The organism is Nocardia camponoti (assembly GCF_014646135.1).
Taxonomy (GTDB): Bacteria; Actinomycetota; Actinomycetes; order Mycobacteriales; family Mycobacteriaceae; genus Nocardia; species Nocardia camponoti.
In genome coordinates, this window is the sequence record NZ_BMMW01000003.1 from 140118 (window position 1) to 164523 (window position 24406).

At 65.0% G+C, this 24406-nt stretch carries 21 protein-coding genes; 8 read left to right on the forward strand and 13 right to left on the reverse strand.

Annotated features, from left to right (window positions below; translation table 11 throughout):
• Positions 1-46: 46 nt before the first annotated feature.
• A complete protein-coding gene (locus IEX78_RS15550) occupies positions 47-3433 on the reverse strand; it encodes an error-prone DNA polymerase (protein ID WP_188829733.1) in 3387 nt (1128 codons plus the stop codon).
• Between the two features lie 22 nt (positions 3434-3455).
• Positions 3456-3911 (reverse strand): hypothetical protein, encoded by a 456-nt coding sequence (locus IEX78_RS15555; RefSeq protein WP_188829734.1) that lies wholly within the window; start codon positions 3909-3911, stop codon positions 3456-3458.
• A 131-nt stretch (positions 3912-4042) separates the two neighbouring features.
• Here IEX78_RS15555 and IEX78_RS15560 point away from each other — a divergent pair, with 131 nt between their 5' ends.
• Positions 4043-4981 carry an SDR family NAD(P)-dependent oxidoreductase gene (locus IEX78_RS15560; protein WP_188829735.1) on the forward strand — a complete coding sequence of 313 codons (939 nt, stop codon included), beginning with the start codon at positions 4043-4045 and terminating at the stop codon, positions 4979-4981.
• A gap of 4 nt (positions 4982-4985) precedes the next feature.
• Here IEX78_RS15560 and IEX78_RS15565 read toward each other — a convergent pair whose 3' ends face one another.
• The 3 genes from IEX78_RS15565 to imuA' form a co-directional block, all read right to left on the reverse strand.
• Positions 4986-5873 carry a ferredoxin family protein gene (locus tag IEX78_RS15565; protein ID WP_188830225.1) on the reverse strand — a complete coding sequence of 296 codons (888 nt, stop codon included), beginning with the start codon at positions 5871-5873 and terminating at the stop codon, positions 4986-4988.
• Positions 5874-5939: 66 nt separating this feature from the next.
• The gene (locus tag IEX78_RS15570) at positions 5940-7514 is read right to left on the reverse strand and encodes a DNA polymerase Y family protein (RefSeq protein WP_188829736.1); all 1575 of its coding nucleotides are present in this window, start codon (positions 7512-7514) and stop codon (positions 5940-5942) included.
• Between the two features lie 220 nt (positions 7515-7734).
• Positions 7735-8502, reverse strand: a complete 768-nt coding sequence (imuA', locus tag IEX78_RS15575; RefSeq protein WP_188829737.1) for a DnaE2-dependent mutagenesis accessory factor ImuA' — start codon at positions 8500-8502, stop codon at positions 7735-7737.
• Between the two features lie 174 nt (positions 8503-8676).
• Between imuA' and IEX78_RS15580 the strand changes: the two genes are divergently transcribed.
• A complete protein-coding gene (locus IEX78_RS15580) occupies positions 8677-9819 on the forward strand; it encodes a serine/threonine-protein kinase (RefSeq protein ID WP_188829738.1) in 1143 nt (380 codons plus the stop codon).
• Positions 9820-9896: 77 nt separating this feature from the next.
• Here IEX78_RS15580 and IEX78_RS15585 read toward each other — a convergent pair whose 3' ends face one another.
• Positions 9897-10532, reverse strand: coding sequence for a response regulator (locus tag IEX78_RS15585; protein WP_188830226.1), 636 nt, complete (start codon positions 10530-10532; stop codon positions 9897-9899).
• A 42-nt stretch (positions 10533-10574) separates the two neighbouring features.
• Positions 10575-11792 carry an ATP-binding protein gene (locus IEX78_RS15590; RefSeq protein WP_188830227.1) on the reverse strand — a complete coding sequence of 406 codons (1218 nt, stop codon included), beginning with the start codon at positions 11790-11792 and terminating at the stop codon, positions 10575-10577.
• A 320-nt stretch (positions 11793-12112) separates the two neighbouring features.
• On the opposite strand from IEX78_RS15590, the gene IEX78_RS15595 reads away from it, so the two are divergent.
• Both IEX78_RS15595 and IEX78_RS15600 read left to right on the forward strand, forming a co-directional pair.
• Entirely contained in the window at positions 12113-13840 is a 1728-nt protein-coding gene (locus IEX78_RS15595; protein ID WP_229684030.1) for a PspC domain-containing protein, read from the forward strand.
• Positions 13833-14039 (forward strand): hypothetical protein, encoded by a 207-nt coding sequence (locus tag IEX78_RS15600; protein WP_188829740.1) that lies wholly within the window; start codon positions 13833-13835, stop codon positions 14037-14039. Before IEX78_RS15595 ends, IEX78_RS15600 begins: the two co-directional genes overlap by 8 nt.
• Before the next feature lie 53 nt (positions 14040-14092).
• On the opposite strand, the gene guaA is transcribed toward IEX78_RS15600, so the two are convergent.
• A complete protein-coding gene (gene guaA / locus IEX78_RS15605; protein WP_188829741.1) occupies positions 14093-15673 on the reverse strand; it encodes a glutamine-hydrolyzing GMP synthase in 1581 nt (526 codons plus the stop codon).
• A 105-nt stretch (positions 15674-15778) separates the two neighbouring features.
• Between guaA and IEX78_RS15610 the strand changes: the two genes are divergently transcribed.
• On the forward strand, positions 15779-16576 hold the full coding sequence (locus tag IEX78_RS15610; protein WP_188829742.1) for an alpha/beta fold hydrolase: 798 nt from the start codon (positions 15779-15781) through the stop codon (positions 16574-16576).
• On the opposite strand, the gene IEX78_RS15615 is transcribed toward IEX78_RS15610, so the two are convergent.
• Together IEX78_RS15615 and guaB are read right to left on the reverse strand one after the other, a co-directional pair.
• Positions 16577-17731, reverse strand: a complete 1155-nt coding sequence (locus IEX78_RS15615; protein ID WP_188829743.1) for a GuaB3 family IMP dehydrogenase-related protein — start codon at positions 17729-17731, stop codon at positions 16577-16579.
• Positions 17732-17843: 112 nt separating this feature from the next.
• Positions 17844-19388 (reverse strand): IMP dehydrogenase, encoded by a 1545-nt coding sequence (gene guaB, locus IEX78_RS15620; RefSeq protein WP_188829744.1) that lies wholly within the window; start codon positions 19386-19388, stop codon positions 17844-17846.
• 188 nt (positions 19389-19576) lie between these two features.
• On the opposite strand from guaB, the gene IEX78_RS15625 reads away from it, so the two are divergent.
• Positions 19577-19990, forward strand: a complete 414-nt coding sequence (locus IEX78_RS15625) for a DUF5319 domain-containing protein (protein ID WP_188829745.1) — start codon at positions 19577-19579, stop codon at positions 19988-19990.
• A 185-nt stretch (positions 19991-20175) separates the two neighbouring features.
• Here the strand turns inward: IEX78_RS15625 and IEX78_RS15630 are convergent, their stop codons facing one another.
• The 3 genes from IEX78_RS15630 to IEX78_RS15640 form a co-directional block, all read right to left on the reverse strand.
• A complete protein-coding gene (locus tag IEX78_RS15630; protein ID WP_188829746.1) occupies positions 20176-21276 on the reverse strand; it encodes an anti-sigma-D factor RsdA in 1101 nt (366 codons plus the stop codon).
• Positions 21269-21847: a sigma-70 family RNA polymerase sigma factor gene (locus tag IEX78_RS15635; protein ID WP_188829747.1), complete on the reverse strand. Its 579-nt coding sequence runs from the start codon at positions 21845-21847 to the stop codon at positions 21269-21271. The genes IEX78_RS15630 and IEX78_RS15635 overlap by 8 nt, the downstream gene beginning before the upstream one ends.
• A gap of 129 nt (positions 21848-21976) precedes the next feature.
• Positions 21977-22756, reverse strand: a complete 780-nt coding sequence (locus IEX78_RS15640; protein WP_188829748.1) for a hypothetical protein — start codon at positions 22754-22756, stop codon at positions 21977-21979.
• A gap of 614 nt (positions 22757-23370) precedes the next feature.
• Here IEX78_RS15640 and IEX78_RS15645 point away from each other — a divergent pair.
• On the forward strand, positions 23371-23664 hold the full coding sequence (locus tag IEX78_RS15645) for a WhiB family transcriptional regulator (RefSeq protein ID WP_022567299.1): 294 nt from the start codon (positions 23371-23373) through the stop codon (positions 23662-23664).
• Between the two features lie 123 nt (positions 23665-23787).
• Positions 23788-24405 (forward strand): sigma-70 family RNA polymerase sigma factor, encoded by a 618-nt coding sequence (locus IEX78_RS15650; RefSeq protein WP_188829749.1) that lies wholly within the window; start codon positions 23788-23790, stop codon positions 24403-24405.
• Position 24406: the final 1 nt, after the last annotated feature.

Sequence of the window (24406 nt, forward strand, 5' to 3'; positions counted from 1 at the left end):
GCTCGCACCCTAGCTACTTCGCGATGTTTGGACACTGCCGTTAGGTTCAGCGGAAATCGCGCGAGCGCGAGATGACGCGTAGGTCGAGGGGTTCCAGATAGTCGGCGGTGACGCTCGCCGCGCCTTCCGCGTTTTGAATTCGACCGCGAATGATCAGGGCGGGCGCGCTTTGCGCGAGGGTGCGGTAGCGCGTCCACAACCCGACTGAGCAGACGATGTTGACCATGCCGGTCTCGTCTTCAAGGTTCATAAACGTGACGCCACCTGCCGTTGCCGGGCGTTGACGGTGCGTGACCGCGCCTGCGACCAAAATGCGCGCACCATCTTCGACGGTGAGCACATCGCACGCGGGCACAACGCCGAGCCCATTGAGGTGTTCGCGAAGGAATTCGGTTGGGTAGCTGTCGGGTGAGACGCCGCTTGCCCACACGTCAGCGGCAGCGAGTTCAAGCGCGCTCATGCCAGGCAACGCGGGTGCGGCGACGGCGGGGCCCGTTCCCGGCAACAATCCTGGACGTTCGCGCGCGGCCGCACCCGCCGACCACAGCGCGGCCCGTCTTGCCTGCCCGTCGGCGCTGTGCTTTTGGCCGGTCACCGCGTTTAGCGCACCCGCGGTAGCGAGCGATTCGACTTGCGCCACCGTCATTTCCACGCGTCCGGTGAGGTCGAGCATGGACGTGTATGGCCCCGACGCGACGCGCTCAGCCACAATTCGCTCAGCCAATTCCGTGCCGATATGGCGAATCGCGGCCAGCCCTAACCGAATCTCGGTGCCCTTGTTTTCCAATGTCGCCTCAGCCAAACTCGCGTTGACCTCAGCCGCGTGCACAACAACCCCGTGACGGCGCGCGTCAGCGATCAATGACTGCGGCGAATAGAACCCCATCGGCTGAGCCCGCAGTAGTCCCGCGCAAAACGCTGCGGGATGATGCAGCTTGAACCACGACGAGTAGAAAACGATCGACGCGAAACTCTGCGAATGCGATTCGGGGAAGCCGAAATTCGCGAAGGCGTAGAGCTTCTCGTAGATGCGATCGGCAACCTCGTCGGTGATGCCATGCAAATCCCGCATGCCCTGATACAGCCGGTCTTTGAGGCGCGCCATCTTCTCGGGCGACCGCTTCGACCCCATCGCCCGACGCAACTGGTCGGCTTCGGCGGCGGTAAAGCCAGCAACATCGACGGCCATCTGCATCAACTGTTCTTGAAACAGTGGGATACCGAGCGTGCGACCAAGCGACTTCTCCAACGAAGGATGATCGAAGGTCACCTTCTCTTTGCCGTTGCGCCGCCGAATATAGGGATGCACCGATCCGCCCTGAATAGGCCCAGGTCGAATAAGCGCGACCTCAACAACCAGGTCATAGAAGCAGCGCGGTTTCAGACGCGGCAGCGTGGCCATCTGCGCGCGCGATTCCACCTGGAATACCCCAACCGAATCGGCGCGCTGCAACATCTCATACACCCCAGGCTCGGCTAAATCGAGCGCGTGCAGCTCGACGGTCTCACCCTTATGTTCGGCAACCAGGTCGATCATGTAATGCAATGCCGACAACATGCCGAGACCAAGCAGGTCGAATTTCACCAACCCAACAGCAGCGCAATCGTCTTTGTCCCACTGCAACACACTGCGGCCAGCCATGCGCGCCCATTCCACCGGACACACATCGGCAATGGGTCGATCGCAAATCACCATCCCGCCGGAGTGAATACCCAAATGCCGAGGCAGCCCCTCGATCTCCCCAGCTAATTCGAGAACAGGGGTGGGGATGTCGGTGCCACTTTCGGCCGAAACGCCCGTCCACCGGCTGACCTGTTTGCTCCACGCATCCTGCTGACCGGGCGAGAACCCAAGTGCGCGAGCCGCGTCACGCACTGCCGACTTCCCACGGTAGGTAATCACGTTGGCAACTTGAGCGGCGTAATCGCGACCGTATTTGGTGTAGACGTGCTGAATCGCTTCCTCGCGCCGATCGGATTCGATATCGATGTCGATGTCGGGTGGCCCGTCGCGTTCGGGGGCAAGAAAGCGCTCGAAGAGCAGATTGTTCGCGATGGGGTCGACATTGGTGATGCCGATCGCGTAGCAGACCGCCGAATTCGCTGCCGACCCTCGACCCTGGCAAAGAATGTCGTTGTTCTTACAGAAACTGACAATGTCATGTACGACGAGGAAATAGCCGGGGAAATTGAGCTTCTTGATCACGCGCAGCTCATGCTCGATCTGGGCATAGGCGCGTTCATTTTCCGCCGCACTCCCGTACCGTCGCGCCGCACCCTGATAGGTGAGTTCACGCAGCCACGAACTCTCATCATGCCCAGCAGGCACGTCGAATGGCGGCAGATTCGGGGCGATGAGACCCAGGTCAAAGGCGAATTCGCGCGCGAGCTTGGCCGCGTTGGCAACAGCGTGCGGGTACTCGGCGAACAGGTGTGCCATTTCGGCACCCGAGCGTAAATGCGCGCCGCCAGCAGGGGCGAGATAGCCCGCGAGGTCATCGAGACTGCGACGCGAACGAACTGCGGCAAGCGCCATCGCTAAGCGTCGCTGAGGTGGCGCGGCGAAATGCGCGCCGGTGGTTGCCAATACGGGCACGTCGACTCGGTCGGCGAGCGCGACGAGGAGGTCATTACGTTCATCGTCGGTCGCGACACCGTGATGGGTGAGTTCCACGCTCACATTGCCGTCGCCGAATCGCTCAAGCAAATCCCGAAGTGCCGCTTCCGTTTTGGGCAGACGCAGCGCACCTTCGCGTAAATCCTCATCAAGCGCGATCCGTACATGCCCTTTACGACAACCGGTGAGAATGTGCCAATTCCCCTCGGCCGCAGCCGAAAGCGCGTCGAAGTCATAACGCAGCACGCCTTTCTCCCCCGCCGCCATATGCGCTGCCGACATTTGCCGCGACAGTCGGCGATACCCCTCCTGCCCACGCGCTAAAACCAGCAAATGCGGGCCGAGCGGATCGGGCGTTTCGGTGCGCGGTTGCGAATCAGGCACGTCAGCAGAACGACGCCGGGCCGCAACCCCTCGGCCCGGCGTCGCCTTCGCATCGGTTCCCAGTGACAGTTCGGCACCGAAAACCGTTGGCATTCCCCATTCCCGGGCCGCCTCAGCGAACCGGACAGTTCCGTAGAAACCGTTGTGATCTGTGAGCGCGATAGCTTCCAGCCCGAGGCGCACGGCTTCCTCGACCATGGCCTCGGGCTGGCTCGCGCCGTCAAGAAAGCTGTAGGCCGAGTGAGCGTGCAGCTCGGCGTACGGCACTGTCGGCTCGACCGGCCGCGCGAGTTCGCTCGCCGTATAAGGCTTGCGACGCGACGCCGCCGGGCTGTCTTCGGCAGGATCGGGCAGGTCACGCGCGTGCGCTGGCCTGCCAGAGAGCACGCGTTCGAGTTCGGCCCACGACGGGGGCCCAGTACGCCAACCCACCCGATCCTCCTTGTCTCACTGGTTAATTCGTCGGTAGTCGCTCCATCGAGCTCGCCGCCAACGCCGCTTCAACATGCCCAAGCCCGGAGCGAATCACTTCGCCGTACGCGTCGTCGGCGAGCACATCGAGGTGGCCGCGCGCGATGGCCAACTGCATGTGCGCCATCTCGAAATCACCCACTCGCCGGTGACTGTCGGCGAGGTTGAGATAGAGCGAGGGCAAGAACCCACGCAGTCCCTCGTCGAGGGGAACACCCGGTTGAAATACCGCGCCGAGCGCCCGCTGATCCCATAGCAGCGCCGCATCAGCTGAGTCCTGCACATCCGCGAGGTGATGTGCGATCACGCAGCGATGAATCGGGTCGCCGCCTTCCCCAATCTCGTCCCAGAGCCTGGTCAGGGCGGTGCGCGCCGCCATAGGGTCGCCACCGCCGAGCCGCACCGCGGCATAAATGTCCGCCATCCGATCGTCCGCCATGTGCATCAGTATCGCACATACGTTCGAACAAGCGCGAGCCAGATTCGAACGTGTTTTCGAGTTTGCGAAGAAGCTCGCAAGGCGATCTTACTTTGGAGTAAGTTCGACGCAGGACCTGCGAAGGAGCAGCAATGGCCACTGCCAAACGTCGCCGCGACCTCACCGGCGCACATGTCGTCATCACCGGTGCGTCCTCGGGTATCGGGCGCGCCGCCGCCCACGCTGTCGCGGCCAAAGGCGGTGTCGTTTTCCTGCTCGCTCGCCGCGCCGACGAACTCGACGCTGTCGTCGCCGAGATCCGCGCCAACGGCGGCCAGGCGTTTGGTTACCCGTGCGATGTCACCGACGCCGAATCCGTCGACACCGCGACCAAGGCCATCCTCGATCAGCACGGCCACGTCGACATGCTGGTCAACAACGCGGGCAGGTCCATCCGGCGCGCCATTCACCGTTCAACCGACCGCATGCACGACTACGAGCGCACCATGGCGGTGAATTACTTTGGCGCGCTACGCATGACGTTCGCGTTGTTGCCGCAGATGCGGGAACGCGGATTCGGCCACATCGTCAACATCTCAAGTGCGGGCGTGCAAGTAGCGACGCCACGTTTTTCGGCCTATCTGGCATCCAAGGCCGCACTCGATAAGTTCGCCGATGTCGCCGCTGCCGAAACCCTTTCCGACGGAGTCACTTTCACCACGATCCACATGCCGCTAGTACGCACACCGATGATCGCGCCGAGTGGTGCGCAAGGTCCCGCGGAATCGCCCGAGTGGGCGGCCGACACCATCGTGCGCGCGCTGATCGAGCGACCCAAGCGCATTGACGTGCCCCTCGGCACGCTCGCGGAATACGGTGCCATCTTCGTACCCAAATTGCGCGACCGCATTATGCACCGGTACTACCGCGCGTTCCCGGATTCGCCTGCGGCAAAGGGCGAGGTAGCAGCCGAGACCGTTGCGGAAGTGGTTGCTACTCAAGCTGATTCAGGTCGCCAATCCACCATTGGCCGGGCTGGCCGAAACGTGGTGCGACGTGCGGCGCGTTGGGTGCCCGGCACTCATTGGTGAGCTTTTACAGCTCGACAACCGACGCGGGCTCTAGGTAGGTCGCGGGTTTCGGGGCAGCACCGCAGCTCGCTTGCCGAGGCAGCGCGGGCATGGTGCGCGCGGTCACCAACCAGCGTCGACCATCGCGATGGGCAACTTCGGCAGCACCCGCGATGGTGGGATCGGTTGTTGTTTCGGGGGCTCGACACACAGTGAACGCGTCTACCCCTTCATCCGGATTTGCTTGTCGCACAACAACTTCGGCAAGTTGCTCAACGGGGTCGTACGCGCTTCGACCGCGCAGGCCGGCCAACGAGACCTCGTTTTTGTCGGCGGCCGCGAGTAATCTCTGGGCAGCGGGGATATCAACACGGCCGTAGGTGAGGCCGGTGGGCAGTAATACAACGGCAGGGGCAAAACGGTGGCCGCCGGTGTGGGACGCCTCCCACACCCGATTCGGATGATCAGTAGCTAACGCGCCCGCGATTGGTCTACCAAAAAGAGCACAGCACTGGTCTCGTTTGCCGTGCGCGCACACCAAAACCACCGGTTCGGTGACCAGTGTGCCCACGCCCGGGGGCGGGCCTTCCACCACATGGAGGTCGAGATCAAAAAGCTCACGCAAGTCAGTGATTTCGAGTCGCTCGCACCAGGGATTCTCCGGTCGCGAACTCGCGAGCAGCACCGTGCGCGTCTTAGTCGCGGGCTGTCTTCCCGGCCTACGAATCAAGGTCGGGCGCACTTTCGCCGCCGCTGTTCGCGCGCCCAATTCCGGGGTGATTTCCGGGCCAAGTACCGCGTCGCCGATCACGTCGCGACCCCACGCACCAGGGTGTTCGATACACAACCACCCGGATACCTGCGCGGCGGTGCCTGGCAGTGGGAGGTCGGTGGCAGCGGCCGAACACAGCATTCCCTCGAACGGGTTCACCGGTTCACCACTTCACCACACGAGGCTTCATAAGGTCATCCTAACTCCCTACTCGTATACCCCCTCGGCATGCCAGGTGGGGGTCAGATAGCGCAAAAGCAAGGTACGGATCTCGGGTTCAGGTGCGTCGAGTTGCACCTGAGCGCGTGCGGTGGGGGCGGTCTGTGCCCCTTCCGCACTCCACCACTGCTCGTCGAGCGGCCACGGGCCCGCCCAACCGAGCAACGCCCACTGCTTGCTGCCCCACCGCAGCAGCGCGGGCGGCGCACTGAACAAACCACGAGCGGTCACGTGCACAGCGGTGCCGTCGGCTGCAAGCAGGTCAACAGGAGGACGGTTGCGTAACAACAACGTTGGCGCTGGTTCAGGCAATCTGCCAGGCCAAGGATGGGTCGGATCGGCGGTTGGGGTTAGTTCGTCGCCAAGCGGAATCATGGTCACGCGTTCGGCGGGTCCACGTCCGCCATTGAGCACGCCAATCCGCACGGCTTCGCCGCCGAGTAGCCCCTGCACGCGAACAAGCGCGCGTCTCGCCCGTTCGGTTTCCTCACCTTCGCCGCCCCACAAGCCAAGCTGCAGCGCGCCCGATGCCACCACTTCCACCGGTTCTAGCCGCAACGCGACGATGGGCGCGGTTGGGCGGTCACGCCGAGTCAGCCAGCCGTCGAGTTGCCAGCGGATGCGGTCGGCGGTGTCGGCGGGCGTCAGCGGTCGAGCGCAGCGCCAAATTCGCGACAGTTCCTCGCCTGCCTCGGTGCGCGCGGTAATCGCGAGTCGGGTGCACGCGGCGTTGGCTGCCGCGAGTGCGGTGTGTAGCCGGGTCGCCAACGTGCGACCTGCGAACGCAGCGGCGTCGATGCGGTCGATGGGCGGATCGCAGTCGAGTTCAACGGCCAACTCCGGCGGTGCCGAACGCGCTGATGGTGGACGTTCGGGCAGCGCGCGGGCACATCGGTGCGCCGCCGCCGCGTCGGCACCAAACCTCGACGCCACCTCGGTGGGAGTGAGCTTGGCGAAGTCGCCGATGCGGCGTAGGCCAAGTCGGTGGAGCAGGTCAACGAGGTCGCTTCGATCGGTCGTCGCCAAGCTTGGTTCAACGGCCAGTTCCGTCACCGGCAGCGGCGCGAGGAAAGCCGCGCCCTCGTTCGGCGGCACGATGGTTGCGTGTCGTGCGGCGAGCACGGCGGTCGACAAGGTGTCGGCGATCCCGATCTGCGCTTCCGCGCCTGCCGCCGCGCACGCGTCGATCAGTGCCACGGCGGCGGTGTCTTCCGAGCCGAAGAAGCGCGTGGCGCCCCGCACACCCAGCACAAGCAGGCCGGGGCGCAGCACTTCAACGCCGGGCACCGTCGCGTCGATGGCGGCGGCGATCGGTTCGAAGAACTTGGCGTCGCGATCCGAATCCGCTTCCGCGACAACAAGTTCCGGGCAGCACGACTGCGCGTCGCGGCGCCGTTGCCCGCGCCGCACCCCTTCCGCCCTTGCCAGTGCCGAACAGGCAACCACCCGATTGGCGCGAAACACGGCAACGGGCCGCTCCACCGAAATGCCAGTGGCGGCCGCGGCGGCGAGCGCGGGCCAGTCGGGGCACCACAGCGCGAGCACGCGTTCGTTGCGTGTCATCGCCGCACTGTTCGGGTTAGGGCAGTTGCTCGGGTTAGGGCGGCCGCTCGGGTTAGGGCTGCGACTCGGATTGGGACGCCAGCTCGGGTTCGGGCGACAGCTCGGGTTCGGGCGCCAGCTCGGGTTCGGGCGACAGCTCGGGTTCGGGCGACAGCTCGGGTTCGGACGCCAGCTCGGGTTCGGACGGCAGCTCGGATTAGGGCGGTACCTGATTCCCGCATTAGGACGCGACTTCCGCTGCGATGTTGCCCGGGTGGCTCACCAGGGCGAACCGGTTCAGCGGTTCGCGCGTCTGCCACTGGGTCCGCCCCGCACGCGCGCACAGGTCGATGCGGCCCTGTCGGGATGGGCCCGACTTCGCGCTTACGCGCACGTCAAGACAGATCGAGCGCAGCCGGCCACGGCCCGCACCCAAACCCTGATATCCAGCAACGCGCGTATCCAGGCGCAGCGATGGGTTCACCCAGCTACCGCCTGCCACTACGAGCGTGGTGTTGCGGTTGCGCGCACGCGCGGCGAGCACGCGGCAGCGAGCTGGCGGCACCGCGACGCCATCGAGGCCGAGCACAACCAAATCAATGCCGTCGAGCAACACCGCGGCCACCTCGACCGGGTCGTCGCCCGGTTCGGCGATCACCGCCAACCGCGACAGTTGCGCGCCCATTTCGACAGCGGCCAGCAAACCCAATCTTGGCATGCCAACTACTGCGGCGTGGCCGCCTTTTCCCGTCACTTCGGCGAGCAGGCCAACAAGCATCGAATGCGCGCCCGAGTAGGCGACAACCGACCCCTTCGCCAGGCCACCATCGGGCAAAAGCTCAGCGAGTGGCGCGGGAACCGGCAGCATATCGCGACTATGCGCGCGCCCAGTTGGCACGCGCTCGGCCGTCGACGCCCCCTTGCCGGGGATCGCGGCCATGCGCCTGCGCAAGTCTTCGAGCGTGCGCTCTTTGCGCTCAACGCGCTCTTGCGCCGTAGCCGTTTCCATCACAACCACCTACTTCCACGATGGACCAGCAACCGATCAGCATCGTTCCAGCTATCGATCGTATTCGAATATACGTTCGATGTCGCCAAGCCTGACAGTCGGGACGGTCAATGTCCACCGGCATTCCTCCCGCGTGTACACCGCACAATGCGAGATTCGACTACCCTCGCACCCGTGACCGAACGCGCTCGTCCCCATATCGGCCCCGACTACCTAGTCGCGGGTCGCTACCGTCTGCAGTCGAAATTGGGCGGCGGTGGCATGGGCGCGGTCTGGTTGGCCACCGACCGATTGCTGAATCGGGAAGTCGCGATCAAGCAGGTGCTTTCCACCGCAGGGCTCAGCGAAGCCGAAGCCGAGTCGATTCGGGCCAACATCGTGCATGAGGGTCGCGTCGCCGCCAAGCTTTCGCATGAGCACGCCATCGCGGTCTACGACGTCGTCATCGAGGCAGGCGAGCCGTGGTTGGTGATGGAGTACCTTCCTTCACGCAGCGTCGCCAAGGCACTCGCGCTCTATGAGACCCTGCCCGCGGTGGAAGTCGCGCAGATCGGCGCGCAGGTTGCCGACGCGCTCGCCGCCGCACACTCGGTCGGCATCGTCCATCGCGATATCAAGCCCGGCAACATCCTCGTCGCCGATCGTGGCGATGAAGTAGGCAAAGCCAAGCTCAGCGACTTCGGCATCTCGCGTGGCATCGGCGACGGCGACGACCCCGACGGCACCATCACCGGCACGCCCGCTTACCTGCCGCCGGAAGTGGCGCGTGGCGCGAAGCCAACCGAGGCAAGCGACGTATTCTCGCTCGGCGCAACGCTTTACACCACCTTGGAAGGGCAGCCGCCTTTCGGTTTCGATTCCGACGACAACGACGTGGTGACGGCGGCTGCGATGGGCCGCATCATCCCGCCTACGCGGTGCGGCATCCTTACCCAGCCGATCCTGCACATGCTCGAACCAGCGCCGCAACGTCGTCCGTCGATGGCCGAAGCGCGCGATGAAATCCTCACCGCCGCCTTCGGTCCTGGCACCGCCACCTACATCCTCGGCGTCCCGCTACGCACCGAAGACGGCACTATCCCGGCGTGGGCGGCACGCAATTCCGCTAGCGGACAACGGCATCCGCACGCCACTCCCCTACCGCGCCCGCAACGCGCGGCAAGTACGGGCATTGGCACGGGCGCACAGTCGCAGGCTCCCACGCAACGGACCGGCAGCTTCATCGACAACTTGCCCAACGGTGCCCCGCTAGCCGTCGGCGCAGGAATTCTGATCGGCTTAGTGATCTTGATCGGGATCATCATCGCCGTGATGTGAGGCGAAACCCGATCGGGCGCAGCCCAATTCGCCGCAATGGGAGGCGAACCGAATCGGCGCGGCGCACCTGCGCAGTTTCACTCGATCCGACGACGATGCGCCCATCGCGTTAGCGCGTTTCGGTTCGACTGCTGGGTCTTCCGCAACACGTTCGACGCGTGTGTCTCCACCGTTTTCACTGAGATGAAAAGCGATTCGGCGATTTCGCGGTAGGTGTACCCGCGTGCGAGTAGGCGCAGCACTTCCAGCTCGCGCGGGGTGAGGGAATCGAGTTCAGGGTCCAGCGGCGGCTCGGGCACCGGCGAACGACCGGTGAACGAGTCGAGCACGAACCCGGCAAGGCGCGGCGAGAACACCGCGTCTCCGCCTGCTACCCGTCTAATGCCATCAGCAAGTTCCGCACCGGAAATGGTCTTGGTGACGTACCCGCGCGCACCTGCGCGAATCACCGCGATCACGTCTTCAGCGGCATCGGAAACACTCAACGCCAAACACACCGGCCCTGGCGCGATCCGTGTCAGCACCGCGACACCACCACCGTCAGGCATGTGCACGTCAAGCAACACGACATCGGGCCGGTTGGCATCAATGCCAGCCACGGCTTCCGCGACGCCACCGGCTTCGCCAACGATGTCGATATCGGTTTCCCTACTCAGCTCCGCCCGGACTCCCGATCGGAAAACCGCATGATCATCAACGAGGAAAACCCGCACTGCCACCGCTCCCACTCCTTCGCGCCCAACTTAGGTCCGGCGTCAGTATTCATCTTCCATCGCCGAGCCGCTGTCGTTGCGCGGCATCACGATGCGCACTTCGGTACCGCGGCCCATTGTGGATTCGATCTCAGCGCTGCCACCTCGACGTTCGATGCGCGCGGTGATGGATTTCGCGATGCCTCGGCGGTCGGTGGGAACCGCTTCGGTGTCAAAGCCGGCGCCACGGTCACGCACGAAGACGCTCACCTGATGCGCTTCGGTTTCGGCGAAGAGGTCGATTTCGGGCACGTTGGCGTGCTTCGCCGCGTTGACGAGCGCTTCGCGGGCAGCGCCGAGCAGGGCGGTGAAGTGCTCTTTCGGGAGCCCAGCGCCGGTGTCGCCGGGGTCCATCGACACATCACCGACCGTGACGATGGTGACCTTGATGCCGTGCGCGTCCTCCACCTCGCCCGCGATCGTGCGCAACGCGGCAGCCAGGCTCGATTGGGTTGGCGCGCTGTCATCGAACAGCCATTTGCGCAGTTCACGTTCCTGACTGCGCGCCAACCGCAACACCTCTTGCGAGTCTTCGGCCTGTCGTTGAATCAACGCGAGCGTTTGCAGCACCGAATCGTGCAGATGCGAAGCGATTTCCTCGCGTTCGTCGTTGCGAATGCGCGCGGCGCGTTCGGCGTTCAGCGCGCGAACCATGCGCAACCACAGCGGCACGGTCAGCAAACCGGCGCCGATGAGCGTGACCGCGACCGCGATCAACGCCGACCCAAGCGAACTCAGGTCGATGCGCGCCAACACAACGACGCCAAGCCCAACAACGATCAGCGTCGCACCGGCAACGATGCGCGACCACGTGATCACCGACGGCCGCGTTGGCAGCCCGAAAAGGGCGCGCGGACCGGTGGCGGCAACATCGTATTCCCGCCACACGAGCGCGGCACCGACGGCGACAACAACAATCGGCGCGATCACCTTCGCCGCGGTGCCTTGAAACAGCCAGCCGACGGTGATGGCGAGCGCGAGCCCAAGCAGCGCGAGCCCGACCGCCTGCCTGCGCTCGTCGCCGGTCGGCGCGGTTTCGTCGGCGCCGCCGGGCGTGAAGATCCACAGCAGCCCGTAGGCGACCATGCCCGCACCGACCAACGCCGACAGCAAAACGAACGCCATCCGCACTTTGAAGACGTCGACGCCGAGATGGTCGGCGAGGCCGCCCGCGACACCGCCGACCACGCGCCCGCCGGTGCGCCGCACCAAACGCGGCATCGCGGGTTCATTTTCGGGAGGCGGGGTCGGTGACGGGATCGCTGGCCGATATCCCGACTGCGGCGGATACGTGGGGTAGGTCGGGTAGCCGTAGCGGGGCGCGCGGGGCGGAACGAAACCTGGGTGGCGCCGAGCGTGAAACCCGAACGGCCCATGTTGCCGATGGGTCATCCCAGCGGCACCGGGGACGGGAACAGACGGGTCCATGCTTCGATACTTCCACGCATCGCGACCTGCCGGTATCGGGAAGGTCCCTGATCCGTAAAGCTCAGGGTTACCCCCGATGCGCGAACCAGGCATTCGGACCCACGATGGACGCTATGAGCAGAACGAGCTTCGGCGACCAGCTCCAGCAGATGTGGCACACCCGCCCGGTCCGGTTGCCGCGTCAAGGTCCAATCGCGGGCGTCGCCGCTGGTTTCGGCAGGCGGTACGGCGTCGATCCGGTGCTGGTCCGCGTTGCCTTCGTTGTGTCGACCATTTTCGGCGGTGCGGGCATTGTGCTGTACCTGCTCGCGTGGCTTGTCCTTGGTTCGGCGGGCAACGAGCCGTCGCCTGCCGAAGCGTGGAACGGGCACCCGCACGGTAGTCATTCGCAGACCAAAACCATCGTGCTGATCGTCGCGCTCGCCATCGCGGTGTCGACGATGGGCCCGATGGGACTTGGCCTCGGCGGCTCCGGCGTGATCAGCATGGGGTTGATGCTCGGCGGCTGGTGGCTGCTGTATTTGCGCCGACCCGAACTACCGCCCGGCGCGGATAGCTATCCGTCAACGGGAGTCGGTGCAACCGGCTATCCCGGTGCCGCGTACCCGACAACGGTCGGCACACGCGATCCCTATACCGGCTATTCGCCGTATACGAATCTGCCTGACGCGTACGAGCCCGAGCCGGTCATGCACGTCGACGCGGCCGACACGGTAGTGCTGCACAAGCCGGACGAGAGCCAGGACGCGACCGCCGTACTCGCACGCCCAACGGCAGAACCGACCGCCCTCGCGCAGCCCCACACTGACTCCGCAGCAAGCTCGCCTGCCGCGACCAACTCGCCAACTGACTTGGTCAAGCACCAGGCTGACTCCACAGCGAACCCGACTGCCGACTTAGCGAAGCAGCCAACCGCCGCCGACCCAGCCACAGCCGACGAGCTTGGCTCAACCGCTCAACCTGACGTGGCAACCAACACAACCGACTCCGAATCACCCACGCGCGACCAAGCAGTCAACGCTGTCGACATCACCAAGCTGCCACCAGCTGAACCAGACCAGGCTCGCCCTGACCAAGCCGACGCGACCAACGACGGCACCCCATCCCCCGACCCCATCACCTGGCACAAGCTCGCACCCCAACGCGACCCCAACGCCCACGCCGAAGTCCCGCATGGCTGGGACCCTCTCGCCGTTGCCCCGCTCGCCTGGGAACTCCCCGAACCGGCACCGCAGTACGCCGTCGCCGTCCAACCTGCGCCCAAGCGGCCACGTTCGCGCCTAACCCCCATCACGATCGGGCTCGCGATTATCGCCGCCGCGATGGCGGGCGGAGCCGCGGCGGCTGGCGTCGAGTGGATGACTCCGGCGCGCATCGCGGCGATCGCTCTCGCGGTTGTCGGCATCGGGCTCGTTGTCGGCGCGTTCTTCCATCGCGGATACGGGTTGCTCGTGCTGATTGGTCCGCTCGCGGGCTTCGTTTTGCTCGCTGGTCTCATCGGTCCGATCAACTTCAACGATGGCAGCATTGGTGACCAAAAGTGGGCGCCCACTTCAGTTTCGGAGTTGAAGTCCCGTTACGTGATGAAGATGGGCTCGGGCACGCTCGATCTACGTAACCTAAATCTCACTGAAAACCGCAGGGTAGAAGTCGAAGTCAACGTGGGCGAAGCGAAAGTGCTTCTCCCAGAAGGAATGACGGTGCAAACCACGTGCAACATCCTTGACGACAACAGCTCTCGCTGCGTCGATGGACTGAGCGGCCCGAAGACCCCGGGTGCACCCGTCCTCGACCTACACGTTTCCGTTCACGTCGGCGATGCGGAGGTGTCCCGTGGCTGAGGAAATCAAAAAGCGCCGATCGCCGTCAATCCCCATGTTGCTCACCGGAATTCTCGCGCTGACGCTCGCAACCTGGGTTTTCCTCGGCACCCCAACCCCATCCAATGCTGGCGTGCTCCCAGTCGGCTGGACCGTCGTCAGTGTGGCGACTGTCGTCGGCCTGCTGCTTGTCCTGAACCCTCGTCGCCATCGCAGGTAGGCAAACAAAAAAGTGGCCGTGCCCCGCAATCGGGGGCACGGCCACTTCCTAACTCACTCCCACTCGATGGTGCCCGGCGGCTTGCTCGTCACGTCGAGCACAACCCGGTTCACGTCGGCAACCTCGTTGGTGATGCGCGTGGAAATCCGTTCAAGCACGTCGTACGGCAACCGCGTCCAGTCGGCGGTCATCGCGTCTTCACTCGACACCGGGCGCAGCACAATCGGGTGACCGTAGGTGCGACCGTCGCCCTGCACACCAACCGAACGCACGTCGGCGAGCAAAACAACCGGGCACTGCCAGATCTGCCCGTCGAGACCGGCAGCGGTGAGCTCTTCGCGAGCGATCGCGTCGGCCTGGCGAAGCAGGTCGAGCCGGTCCGCGGTCACTTCACCGACGATGCGGATCGCAAGACCCGGACCCGGGAAGGGTTGGCGCGCGACGATTTCCTCAGGCAGGCCAAGTTCGCGACCAACCGCGCGGACCTCATCCTTGAACAGCAGCCGCAGCGGCTCGACAAGATCGAACTCAAGGTCATCGGGCAGCCCGCCAACGTTGTGGTGGCTCTTGATGTTGGCCGTGCCGGTGCCGCCGCCCGATTCGACGACGTCGGGGTACAGCGTGCCCTGGACGAGGAACTCGACCTTGGGGATTTCGCCATCGACGGCACCCTGTTCGGTCACGATGCCAGCGACCGCGTCCTCAAAGGACCGAATGAATTCGCGCCCAATGATTTTGCGCTTCTCTTCGGGGTCGGAAACGCCCTTGAGTTCGCCGAGGAACTTGTCGACCGCGTCAACCGTGACCAGCTTGGCCCCGGTCGCGGCGACGAAGTCCTGCTGCACCTGCTCACGCTCGCCCGCACGAAGCAGTCCGTGGTCGACGAAAACGCAGGTGAGTCGGTCGCCGATCGCGCGCTGCACGAGCGCGGCGGCAACGGCGGAGTCGACACCACCGGAGAGCCCGCAAATCGCGTGGCCGTCGCCGATCTGCTCGCGCACGTCCTCGATCAGCGCTTCGGCGATATTGGCAGGCGTCCACTGCGCGGGAATGCCAGCGACGTCGTGCAGGAAGCGCGAAAGCACCTGCTGACCGTGCGGCGAATGCAGCACCTCAGGGTGGTACTGCACGCCAGCGAGGCGACGCGCGCGGTCTTCGAACGCGGCGACCGGCGCGCCAGCCGACGTCGCGGTGACGTCAAAACCCTGCGGTGCGTCGGTGACCGCGTCGCCGTGGCTCATCCACACCGGCTGCAAGGTGGGCAAGCCGCCGTGCAGGATGCCACCGTCGACGCTGAGCTCGGTACGACCGTATTCGCGGGTGCCGGTCTGGGAGACGGTGCCGCCCAACGCCTGCGCCATAGCTTGGAAGCCGTAGCAAATACCGAAAACCGGGACGTTCAAATCGAAAAGTCGCGGGTCGAGTTGCGGTGCGCCGTCGGCGTACACGCTCGACGGGCCGCCGGACAGGATCACCGCGAGCGGCTCCCGTTCAGCGATCTCTTCAACGGTGGTGGTATGTGGAATCACCTCGGAGAACACGCTGGATTCGCGCACGCGACGCGCGATCAGTTGGGCGTACTGCGCGCCGAAGTCGACGACGAGGACCGGTCTCTGGGTTTCTGCCACCGGCATAGTTTAGTGAGCGGTGACCATCGATGATCACTCGGTGTCGATGCCGCGCACATGCGGCTGTGATTCCGTGCGCGCGCCGCCAACGGGCTGGCTATCCTCGTGCACGTGCCATTCGCCCGCGCGATCGATGCCGACATTCACTACGAGGACAGCGGTGGCGCGGGCCCTGTCGTTTTGCTAGCCCACGAGTTCTTCATGGACCGCACCATGTTCGCCTCGCAAACCGCGGCACTCGCACCGGAATTTCGGATCGTTTCGTGGGATGCGCGCGGTCATGGCCGCACGCGCGACCAGCGGTTGCCTTTCACGTACTGGACCTCGGCGCGCGACGCGCTCACGGTGCTCGACACCATCGGCGCTGAGCGCGCGATTGTGGGCGGTACCGCACAAGGGGGCTTTACGGCATTACGCGCCGCGCTTGTCGCACCGGAACGCGTTGCCGCGTTGATCTTGATCAGCACCGAGGCGCACGGCCCGACGCCCGAACAGTCCAAGGCGACGCAGCGCTTTCTCGACGAGTGGCGCGACCCAGGTTCCCGCGAATCGGCCGCGGTCCGCCTCGCCGACTGGCTCATCGGCGACGACGAGTGGTACCGCAAAATCTGGACTCGACGCTGGATCGGCGAAGCCCATCACGGCCTCGACGCCGCCGTCGGCTGCCTGCTTGGCCGCGACTCGATCCTCGACCGCATCGCCGAGATCACCTGCCCGGTCCTGCTGATTCACGCCACTCACAGCGGCATCGCCGACGACCGCGCGCGCCTGCTCGCCGAAGTGCTCAACGCGACCTACGTCGAAGTCGAAGGTGCCCGGCTCGCGGTGACGATGACCCACCCCGAGCCGGTCAACGCCGCGATCACGAAATTCCTCCGCGATCGCGTCGCGCTGACCAACGCACGCTAATTAGCGAACGGAAAGCCCAACCTTCTGGAATTCCTTGAGGTCGCTGTAGCCGGCCTTGGCCATCGAACGACGAAGGCCGCCAACGAGATTCAGCGAACCGAACGGGTCGTCGGACGGGCCGTAGAGCACGCGATCCAGGCTCGGCCGTGCGGGAACGCCAGCTTCGCCGTCGAGCCAGGTCTCATCGACGGGCAGGAACGACCCACGCGGCACCGACGGGTGCGCGGTCGCCGACGGCCAGTACCAGCCGTGACCAGGCGCTTCGGCAGCCGCCGACAGCGGAACGCCGAGCATCACGGCGTCGGCACCGCAGGCGATGGCCTTGGCAAGCTGACCCGAAGTCGCGATGTCGCCGTCGGCGATCACGTGGACGTAGCGACCACCGGTCTCGTCGAGGTAGTCGCGACGGGCAGCGGCCGCGTCGGCGATGGCGGTGGCCATCGGGACGCCAATGCCGAGCACCTCGCCGGTCGTGGTCGCGCCCGGGTAGGAGCCGTAACCGACGATGACGCCAGCCGCGCCAGTGCGCATCAGGTGCAGCGCGGTGCGGTGGTCGCTGACACCACCCGCGACGACGGGCACGTCGAGTTCGGCGATGAAGGTCTTGAGGTTAAGCGGCTCTTCCCCACCGACGTGCTCGGCCGAGATGATCGTGCCCTGCACAACAAGCAGGTCGATACCTGCCTGAACCAGCGCGGGAGTGAGCGCGCGCGCGTTCTGCGGGCTTACGCGCACCGACGTGGTGACGCCAGCGGCACGCACCTGCGCGACCGCGGCAGCGAGCAGGTCGGGCTGCATCGGCGCGGCGTGCAGCTCCTGTAGGAAGCTGATCGCCTGTTCGTAGCTGCCCTTGTCGACGAGCGCGATGAGCTGCTCGATCTTGTCGGCGACGTTGGCGTGGCGAGCCCACAGCCCCTCGCCGTTGATGACGCCAAGGCCACCAAGGCGACCGAGCTCAATCGCGAATTCCGGCGAAACGAGCGCGTCGGTTGGGTGCGCGACGACCGGGATCTCAAAGCGGTACGCATCGAGCTGCCACGCCACCGAAACCAGCTGCGATGAGCGGGTTCGACGCGAAGGCACGATGTCGACGTCGTCGAGTTCATACACCCGACGAGCAACGCGGCCCATCCCAATTTCCACCATGTCGCGCACTGCGGCTCCCTGCTTGTCGGGCGCGCATGCGCGCGCATTTGGCGAGAAGGTCCTCGCATGACTGTGCGCCGGGAGATCTTCGCCCCCCGGCGCACAAACGGATCTAGTGTACTCAGCCGCGACCGGTGTAGTTCGGGGCCTCGACGGTCATCGTGATGTCGTGCGGATGGCTTTCCTTGAGACCGGCAGCCGTGATCTGCACGAACTGCGCGTTCTGCAAGTGTTCGATGTTCTGCGAACCGGTGTAGCCCATCGCCGCGCGCAGACCGCCAACAAGCTGGTGAATCACCTGGTTGACCGGGCCGCGGAACGGAACTCGACCCTCGATGCCCTCGGGAACGAGCTTGTCTTCGGCGAGCACGTCGTCCTGGAAGTAACGGTCCTTCGAGTAGGACTTGGCTTCGCCGCGTCCCTGCATCGCGCCGAGCGAACCCATGCCGCGGTAGCTCTTGAACTGCTTGCCGTTGACCAGGATCAGGTCGCCAGGCGACTCTGCGGTGCCCGCGAGCAGCGAACCGAGCATCACCGTCGACGCACCGGCCGCGATGGCCTTAGCGACGTCACCGGAGTACTGCACGCCACCGTCAGCGATGACCGGCACCCCGGCGGGCTTGCATGCGGCGTTGGCTTCGAGGATCGCGGTGATCTGCGGCGCGCCGACACCGGCGACAACACGCGTGGTGCAGATCGAGCCGGGACCGACGCCAACCTTGACCGCGTCGACACCAGCTTCGACGAGCGCGGCAGCACCGGCACGCGTCGCGACGTTGCCGCCGATGATCTGAATGCGATCGCCAACTTCGGCCTTCACCTTGGCGACCATCGCGAGCACCTGCGACTGGTGCCCGTGCGCGGTGTCGACAACGAGCACGTCGACGCCAGCGTCGGCCAGGCTCATCGCACGCGACCACGAATCGGCACCAACGCCGATGGCAGCGCCGACGAGCAGGCGGCCGTCGCGGTCCTTGGTCGCGTTGGGGTACTGATCGGTCTTGACGAAGTCCTTGACCGTGATGAGCCCACGCAGCTTGCCGTTGCCATCGACGATCGGCAGCTTCTCAATCTTGTGGCGACGCAGCAGCCCCAGCGCGGCTTCGGCGGTGACGCCTTCCTGTGCCGTGATGAGCGGCGCCGGCGTCATGACCTCGTCGACGCGACGGTTCTGGTCGACCTCGAAGCGCATGTCGCGGTTGGTGATGATGCCGACAAGGCTGCCAGTCTCATTGACAACCGGTAGGCCGGAGATGCGGAAACGCGCGCACATCGCGTCGACCTCGGCGAGCGTGGCCGACGGCCGACAGGTAACCGGATCGGTGACCATGCCAGCCTCGGAACGCTTCACCGTCTCGACCTGACCGGCCTGGTCGGCAGCGGAGAGGTTGCGGTGCAGCACACCCATGCCGCCAGCGCGGGCCATCGCGATCGCCATGCGCGCCTCGGTGACGGTGTCCATCGCCGAACTGACAAGGGGGGTGCGCAAAGTGATGTCGCGGGTGAGGCGCGAGCCGGTCTCGACCGAACTGGGGATGAGATCCGAGGCGGCAGGCAGCAGCAACACGTCGTCGAACGTGAGACCGAGCATCGCGATCTTGTTCGGATCGTCGCCACCCGTCTGAGGGCGCACCGCGTTTCGTTCGCCCGTCACGGGATTACTCATTCGGATCGACCCCTCCTGGTCGTCGGAGCAACCGACGCCGGAAGCGCGGCGCGACGGTGCTGAGCGAGAAACAAGCTTGGAACTCCATCGTATCGGGAACGGAAAAACCGCCGTGAAGTGAGGTCTTTGGCGAACTTGCCGGGCTCTATAGCTGGCGCGGACCCCCTGCCAATGCGTACCGTGGGGATGTGCGTGACCATCTACCACCTGGACTGCCGCCGGATCCCTTCGCCGGCGACCCCGCCGACCCGTCAGCCGCCCTCGACGCGATCGAGCCCGGTGAGCCGTTAGATGCCCACGAGCGGCTCGCGGTTGAGGAGGATCTCGCCGACCTCGCCGTCTACGAAGCGCTGCTTGGCCATCGCGGTATCCGTGGGCTTGTCGTCAGTTGTGAAGACTGTCGCCAGGATCACTACCACGACTGGGACATGTTGCGGGCCAACCTACTTCAGCTGCTCGTCGACGGCACGGTCCGTCCACACGAGCCTGCCTACGACCCAACGCCCGAGGCTTACGTCACGTGGGATTACTGCCGTGGCTACGCCGACGCATCGATGAACGAAGCGTTCCACGGCGACGGCTTCGACGGGTTCGACAACTAATTTCTTACGCGCGAGCGTCGCGAGCATCGGAACAGGTCACGCACTATTCCGGCGCCCGCGACGTTTTTACGTTCGCAACCCTCACGCGCATAAGCCCTCACGCACACATAGGCGAAGGCCCCGAACCAGGTGGTTCGGGGCCTTCTGCGCTAAACGGCGACGCTGTGACATGAATCGCTAAGCGATCATCGCGGCAACGGTGCAACCGGCTGCTGCGGAACTGCGGTCGGAATCGGCGCGATCGTCGCGGCGGTCGGTACCGGGACCAACGTCGGCAACGCGGTCGGCACGACGGGAACCGACGACGGAGCCGCCGTCGGTACAGTGACCGGCGGCGGTTCGGCGATTGTCGTTGGCGGCAGCGATGGTTGCGTTGTCACCGGTGGAACCGTTGTCACCGGTGGAGGCGTGGTGACCGGCGGTTCCGTCGTTTCCGGCGGTGCGACGGGCCTGGTGTCCGGCGGAGTGGTCGGCAATGTGGTCACCGGCGGCTGCGTCGGTTTGTCGGAACTGCCAGGGCCGCCCGTAATGGTCGGATCAACCCCGGTACCAGGCGCGACGGGCGCGGTGGTGCTACCCGGGCTGGTTGGGCCCTGCTGCGAACCAGGCGGTGTCGGCTTCGGCGTCGCGGGCGGCAACGTGGTCTTGGGCAGCTGCGCGCCAATTTCGGGAGCAACCTTCATCAACTGCTCTCGAAGCTGATGCCAGCGCGCGGCGAGGTCGTCGCGCTTGCCCGGATCGTTGACCTGACCAGCCGCGTTCGACGCCTGTTCAAGCAGCGCCTTGGCCTGCTCAGGGTTGCCCTGGGCGATCAGGTTCTGCGCGGCGACAAGGTCGCCGTCGGCTTGCGCGACAACGGTCGACTGCGCCTGCTCACTGAAGACGACCTCCTTGACCTTCCACAACGCGTCGCCGGGGGCGGCGTTGTAGGAGAGCCCGGTAAGTCCACCAAAAACCACAGCGAGTGCGGCGGCCGACGCGAGCAGCGGACGAACCAGCCGCAGCCGACCGCGTGAAGAAGCGCCAACTCGCACCCCACGCGCGCCGATTTCCTGATTGACCGCGGCGAACACGGTGTCGAGGTTCGGACCCGCGGGCATCGGGGTGGACAGCAGCTCGCCTCGCCAATCCGCGAGCAACGAGGCAAGCTGGAATTCCTCGGGGCTGTTGGTATGAACCAGCCCGTCGCTGGCGATCGCATCGATCAGCGCATCGTCGCCGCGTACCGCCGCGATGTCGACCGGACCGGAATCACCGGCATCATCGACCTCACCAGCCCTAGCCATACATCTCACCTGCCCTCGCCACTTGTGACTTCAGTTTCGCGAGCGCCCGGTGTTGGGCCACTCGTATCGCTCCCGCCGTGCTGCCTACTGCGACGGCGGTTTCCTCTGCTGACAGACCCACAACCAGGCGCAAGATCAGGATTTCTCGGTGTTTCTCGGGGAGGGTGGCTAGCAGAGTGTTCATCTGCCTGCTCGTCTCCGAGTCGAGAGCTCGCTGTTCGGGTCCGTGGTCGGTGGATATGACATCTGGTACTTCGGCCATTGCCTCCGCCTTGTTACGGGCGGCGTTGCGATGGGCGTCGGCGACCTTGTGCGAGGCGATTCCGTAGACAAACGCCATGAACGGCCGACCCTGATCCTGATATCGGGGCAGGGCGGTCATCACAGCTAGACAGACCTCTTGTGCAACGTCGTCTGCGGAGAGCTGTCCGCGCTCCGCAGCCCCGATCCGTGCCCTGCAGTAGCGAACCACCAAGGGACGAACCAGTTCCAGTACCCGAGCTAAAGCGGATCTGTCGCCCTGCGCAGCCGCAGCGACGGCGAGGTCCAACTCTTCGCCCATATGCGTCATCGTCAGAGATTTTCCTGGCGTTACGAGTGGCGCGGTCAACTGTGACCGAGCTTCCACCGAAGGGGTGGAACGGAATCAACAATAGCGACCCTGGCCGGGGTCGCTATCTGGCCGGTGAGTACTCGCGAGTCAGTTTGGGACGAACGTCCCACCTAGGTTCGCGAGACGCGCCGCGTGAGCTGCAGCTTCCTCAGTAGCCTGCACGGCGGCCGCCCCTTCGCAAACGCCCGCACGCAGCATCGCGGTCGCCCATCGCAGCGGCAAAAGCGCGTGTTCGGCGCACGTGGCGTCGACTTCGGCGGCCAATTTCGCCGATTGTGCGAGATCACCAACGGCGGCCGTCGACGCCGCGACGAGCAGCGCCGACTTCACCTGATGCCGCACCGACGACATCGCGGCCGCGAGTTCGACACCACGTCGCGCGTCGACGAGTGCGTCGCCCCCGCGACCGCCCGCCAACGCGGTCTCGGCGCGCACCCAGTGCCAACGCACCCGCGCGCGCGACGGCGCTTCGGCGAGCAACGGCTCAACGCGACCGAGCAACCGCGACGCGAGCGCGAGTCGGCCGATGCCCAGCGCGTCGGCGGCCAGACCGGTGTAGGCGTCACAGAGTGGTTCGGCTCGCACGCTTGTGGGTAAGTCAATCGCGAGCGCGGCAGCGCGACCGTCGTAGGTCGCGGCGGCACGATGTCCGCCGAGCTGTCGCATCAGCGAGGCGCGGGTCGAATCGACGAGCGAGCGCAGCGCCGGATCGATGCGCGCCCGCGTAAGCACCGATAGGTCGGCGCGAGCGGCGGCGTAGCGGCCCTGACCTGCGAGGGCGACAGCGCGATGCCACCGGTCGCGTGGCGTTGCCGGAATCGGCAATCGGTCAGCTGCCCGACCCGGTCGCGGTCCGAAAGCTGTCATTTCGAGGATTTCAGAATCGATTTCCGCGGGTGAGGCCGTTGTACGCACGGCCCGACTGTATCCGGGGCCGTTCGCGGCGCTCGACAGCTACTAATCAGCATTTCTTCGGGGTATCGATGTTGCCAGTAGGTAAAACTCCGCTCGCGCGCAACGCTCAACCAATGGTTCGAATTCATATGCGTTTCGCGCAATTAACCTAAACGCCCTGTTTGCGCCATCTTTGGGGTAACACCGAACCTAACGGTTTGTGATCCAGTTCACCCGAGTCGGCGGCGAAACGCGGACCCAATCCAACGACTGACCGGCGCGACCTGGGGAAACGCCCAATCCGACCGACACGCCGGAGGGAACGATCCATAGCCAACCGAACAGTATGGATCGCACGAATGTGAAATGTAAACAGAACGCAGGTTAAATTTCAGCTTCGAGCATTTGTGGAAGCAATGCGTCGAACTATTGACGGAAATTCCCGCGTGCCCCTAACGTAGCTCATCGTCACCTCGGGCGCCGCGCGAAATCGCAGCATCCGGCGTGGCACGTCAGGCACCGTCGAAAGACCTGCCACACCGTCGCTCGACAACGCTGACGAGCTCGCGCATCACGAGGAGTTCACTATGCCCATGCCCACCCACCTTCCCGGCCCCAACGCCGATGTCTGGGATTGGCAGATGCGCGGTTCTTGCCGCGGCCAGGATTCCGCGGTCTTCTTCCACCCCGACGGCGAGCGTGGCCGCGCACGCACCGCGCGCGAAATGCGCGCCAAGGAAATCTGCCGGGCATGCCCGGTGCTCATGCAGTGCCGCACCCACGCGTTGAAGGTGTCGGAGCCCTATGGCATTTGGGGCGGCATGTCCGAGACCGAGCGTGAGATGCACGCGCGTCGCAACCGTCGTCGGATGGCTGTCTAGCCAGTCGGCAATTCTTTCCCATCCGCCCGGCGGGCCGCGCCGAATCCCTAGCAAACAGCTAGCTTTCGGCCAAACCACCCCCGGGCGGAAGGAGGTTATTCCGGCGCGCTAAGTTCGTGACCGATGACACAGAATGGGTTCCGACGCGAAGCCTTCCCACCTACCGTGGATTCTGCGCCTTCCCAGCGCGCTGCTGAAGGCATCGAGCTATCTGCCCTGCTCCTGCGTTGCGGGCAGGCCGACCAACAAGCATTCGCCGAACTCTACGACCGCACTAGCGCGCGCGTATTCGGCCTCATCCTGCGCGTCTTGCACGATCCCGGCTACGCCGAGGAGACAACGCAGGAGGTCTACCTCCAAGTCTGGCGCACCGCAACCACCTTCGACCCTGCGAAGGGTTCAGCGGTTACGTGGCTAATGACGCTTGCCCACCGTCGCGCTGTCGACCGGGTTCGCGCCGAGCACGCCCACACCCAACGCGAAGTCGCCTACGGGATAAGGGCGCTCGGCCACGAATTCGACGAGGTCACCGAGGAGGTGGAACGCAGACTTGAACAACAGGCCGTCGTCGCGGGGTTGGAGAAACTCACTCACACTCAGCGCGAGGCCATTTCGCTCGCCTACTACGGCGGGCGTACCTATTCCGAGGTGGCAAGTTACCTCGGGATCGGATTGCCAACAGTGAAGTCCCGAATTCGGGACGGCTTGACACGACTGAAGAAAAGTTTGGGGGTGACGTGAG

What these genes read in the sequence shown, in the direction of transcription:
- IEX78_RS15555 (WP_188829734.1), bottom strand. Translation starts at nt 3,911, where the DNA reads ATGGCGGACGATCGGATGGCGGACATTTATGCCGCGGTGCGGCTCGGC.
- IEX78_RS15560 (WP_188829735.1), top strand. Translation starts at nt 4,043, where the DNA reads ATGGCCACTGCCAAACGTCGCCGCGACCTCACCGGCGCACATGTCGTC.
- IEX78_RS15565 (WP_188830225.1), bottom strand. Translation starts at nt 5,873, where the DNA reads ATGCTGTGTTCGGCCGCTGCCACCGACCTCCCACTGCCAGGCACCGCC.
- IEX78_RS15570 (WP_188829736.1), bottom strand. Translation starts at nt 7,514, where the DNA reads ATGACACGCAACGAACGCGTGCTCGCGCTGTGGTGCCCCGACTGGCCC.
- imuA' (WP_188829737.1), bottom strand. Translation starts at nt 8,502, where the DNA reads ATGGAAACGGCTACGGCGCAAGAGCGCGTTGAGCGCAAAGAGCGCACG.
- IEX78_RS15590 (WP_188830227.1), bottom strand. Translation starts at nt 11,792, where the DNA reads ATGCCGCGTTTGGTGCGGCGCACCGGCGGGCGCGTGGTCGGCGGTGTC.
- IEX78_RS15595 (WP_229684030.1), top strand. Translation starts at nt 12,113, where the DNA reads ATGAGCAGAACGAGCTTCGGCGACCAGCTCCAGCAGATGTGGCACACC.
- guaA (WP_188829741.1), bottom strand. Translation starts at nt 15,673, where the DNA reads ATGCCGGTGGCAGAAACCCAGAGACCGGTCCTCGTCGTCGACTTCGGC.
- guaB (WP_188829744.1), bottom strand. Translation starts at nt 19,388, where the DNA reads ATGAGTAATCCCGTGACGGGCGAACGAAACGCGGTGCGCCCTCAGACG.
- IEX78_RS15630 (WP_188829746.1), bottom strand. Translation starts at nt 21,276, where the DNA reads ATGGCTAGGGCTGGTGAGGTCGATGATGCCGGTGATTCCGGTCCGGTC.
- IEX78_RS15635 (WP_188829747.1), bottom strand. Translation starts at nt 21,847, where the DNA reads ATGACGCATATGGGCGAAGAGTTGGACCTCGCCGTCGCTGCGGCTGCG.
- IEX78_RS15640 (WP_188829748.1), bottom strand. Translation starts at nt 22,756, where the DNA reads ATGACAGCTTTCGGACCGCGACCGGGTCGGGCAGCTGACCGATTGCCG.
- IEX78_RS15645 (WP_022567299.1), top strand. Translation starts at nt 23,371, where the DNA reads ATGCCCATGCCCACCCACCTTCCCGGCCCCAACGCCGATGTCTGGGAT.
- IEX78_RS15650 (WP_188829749.1), top strand. Translation starts at nt 23,788, where the DNA reads ATGACACAGAATGGGTTCCGACGCGAAGCCTTCCCACCTACCGTGGAT.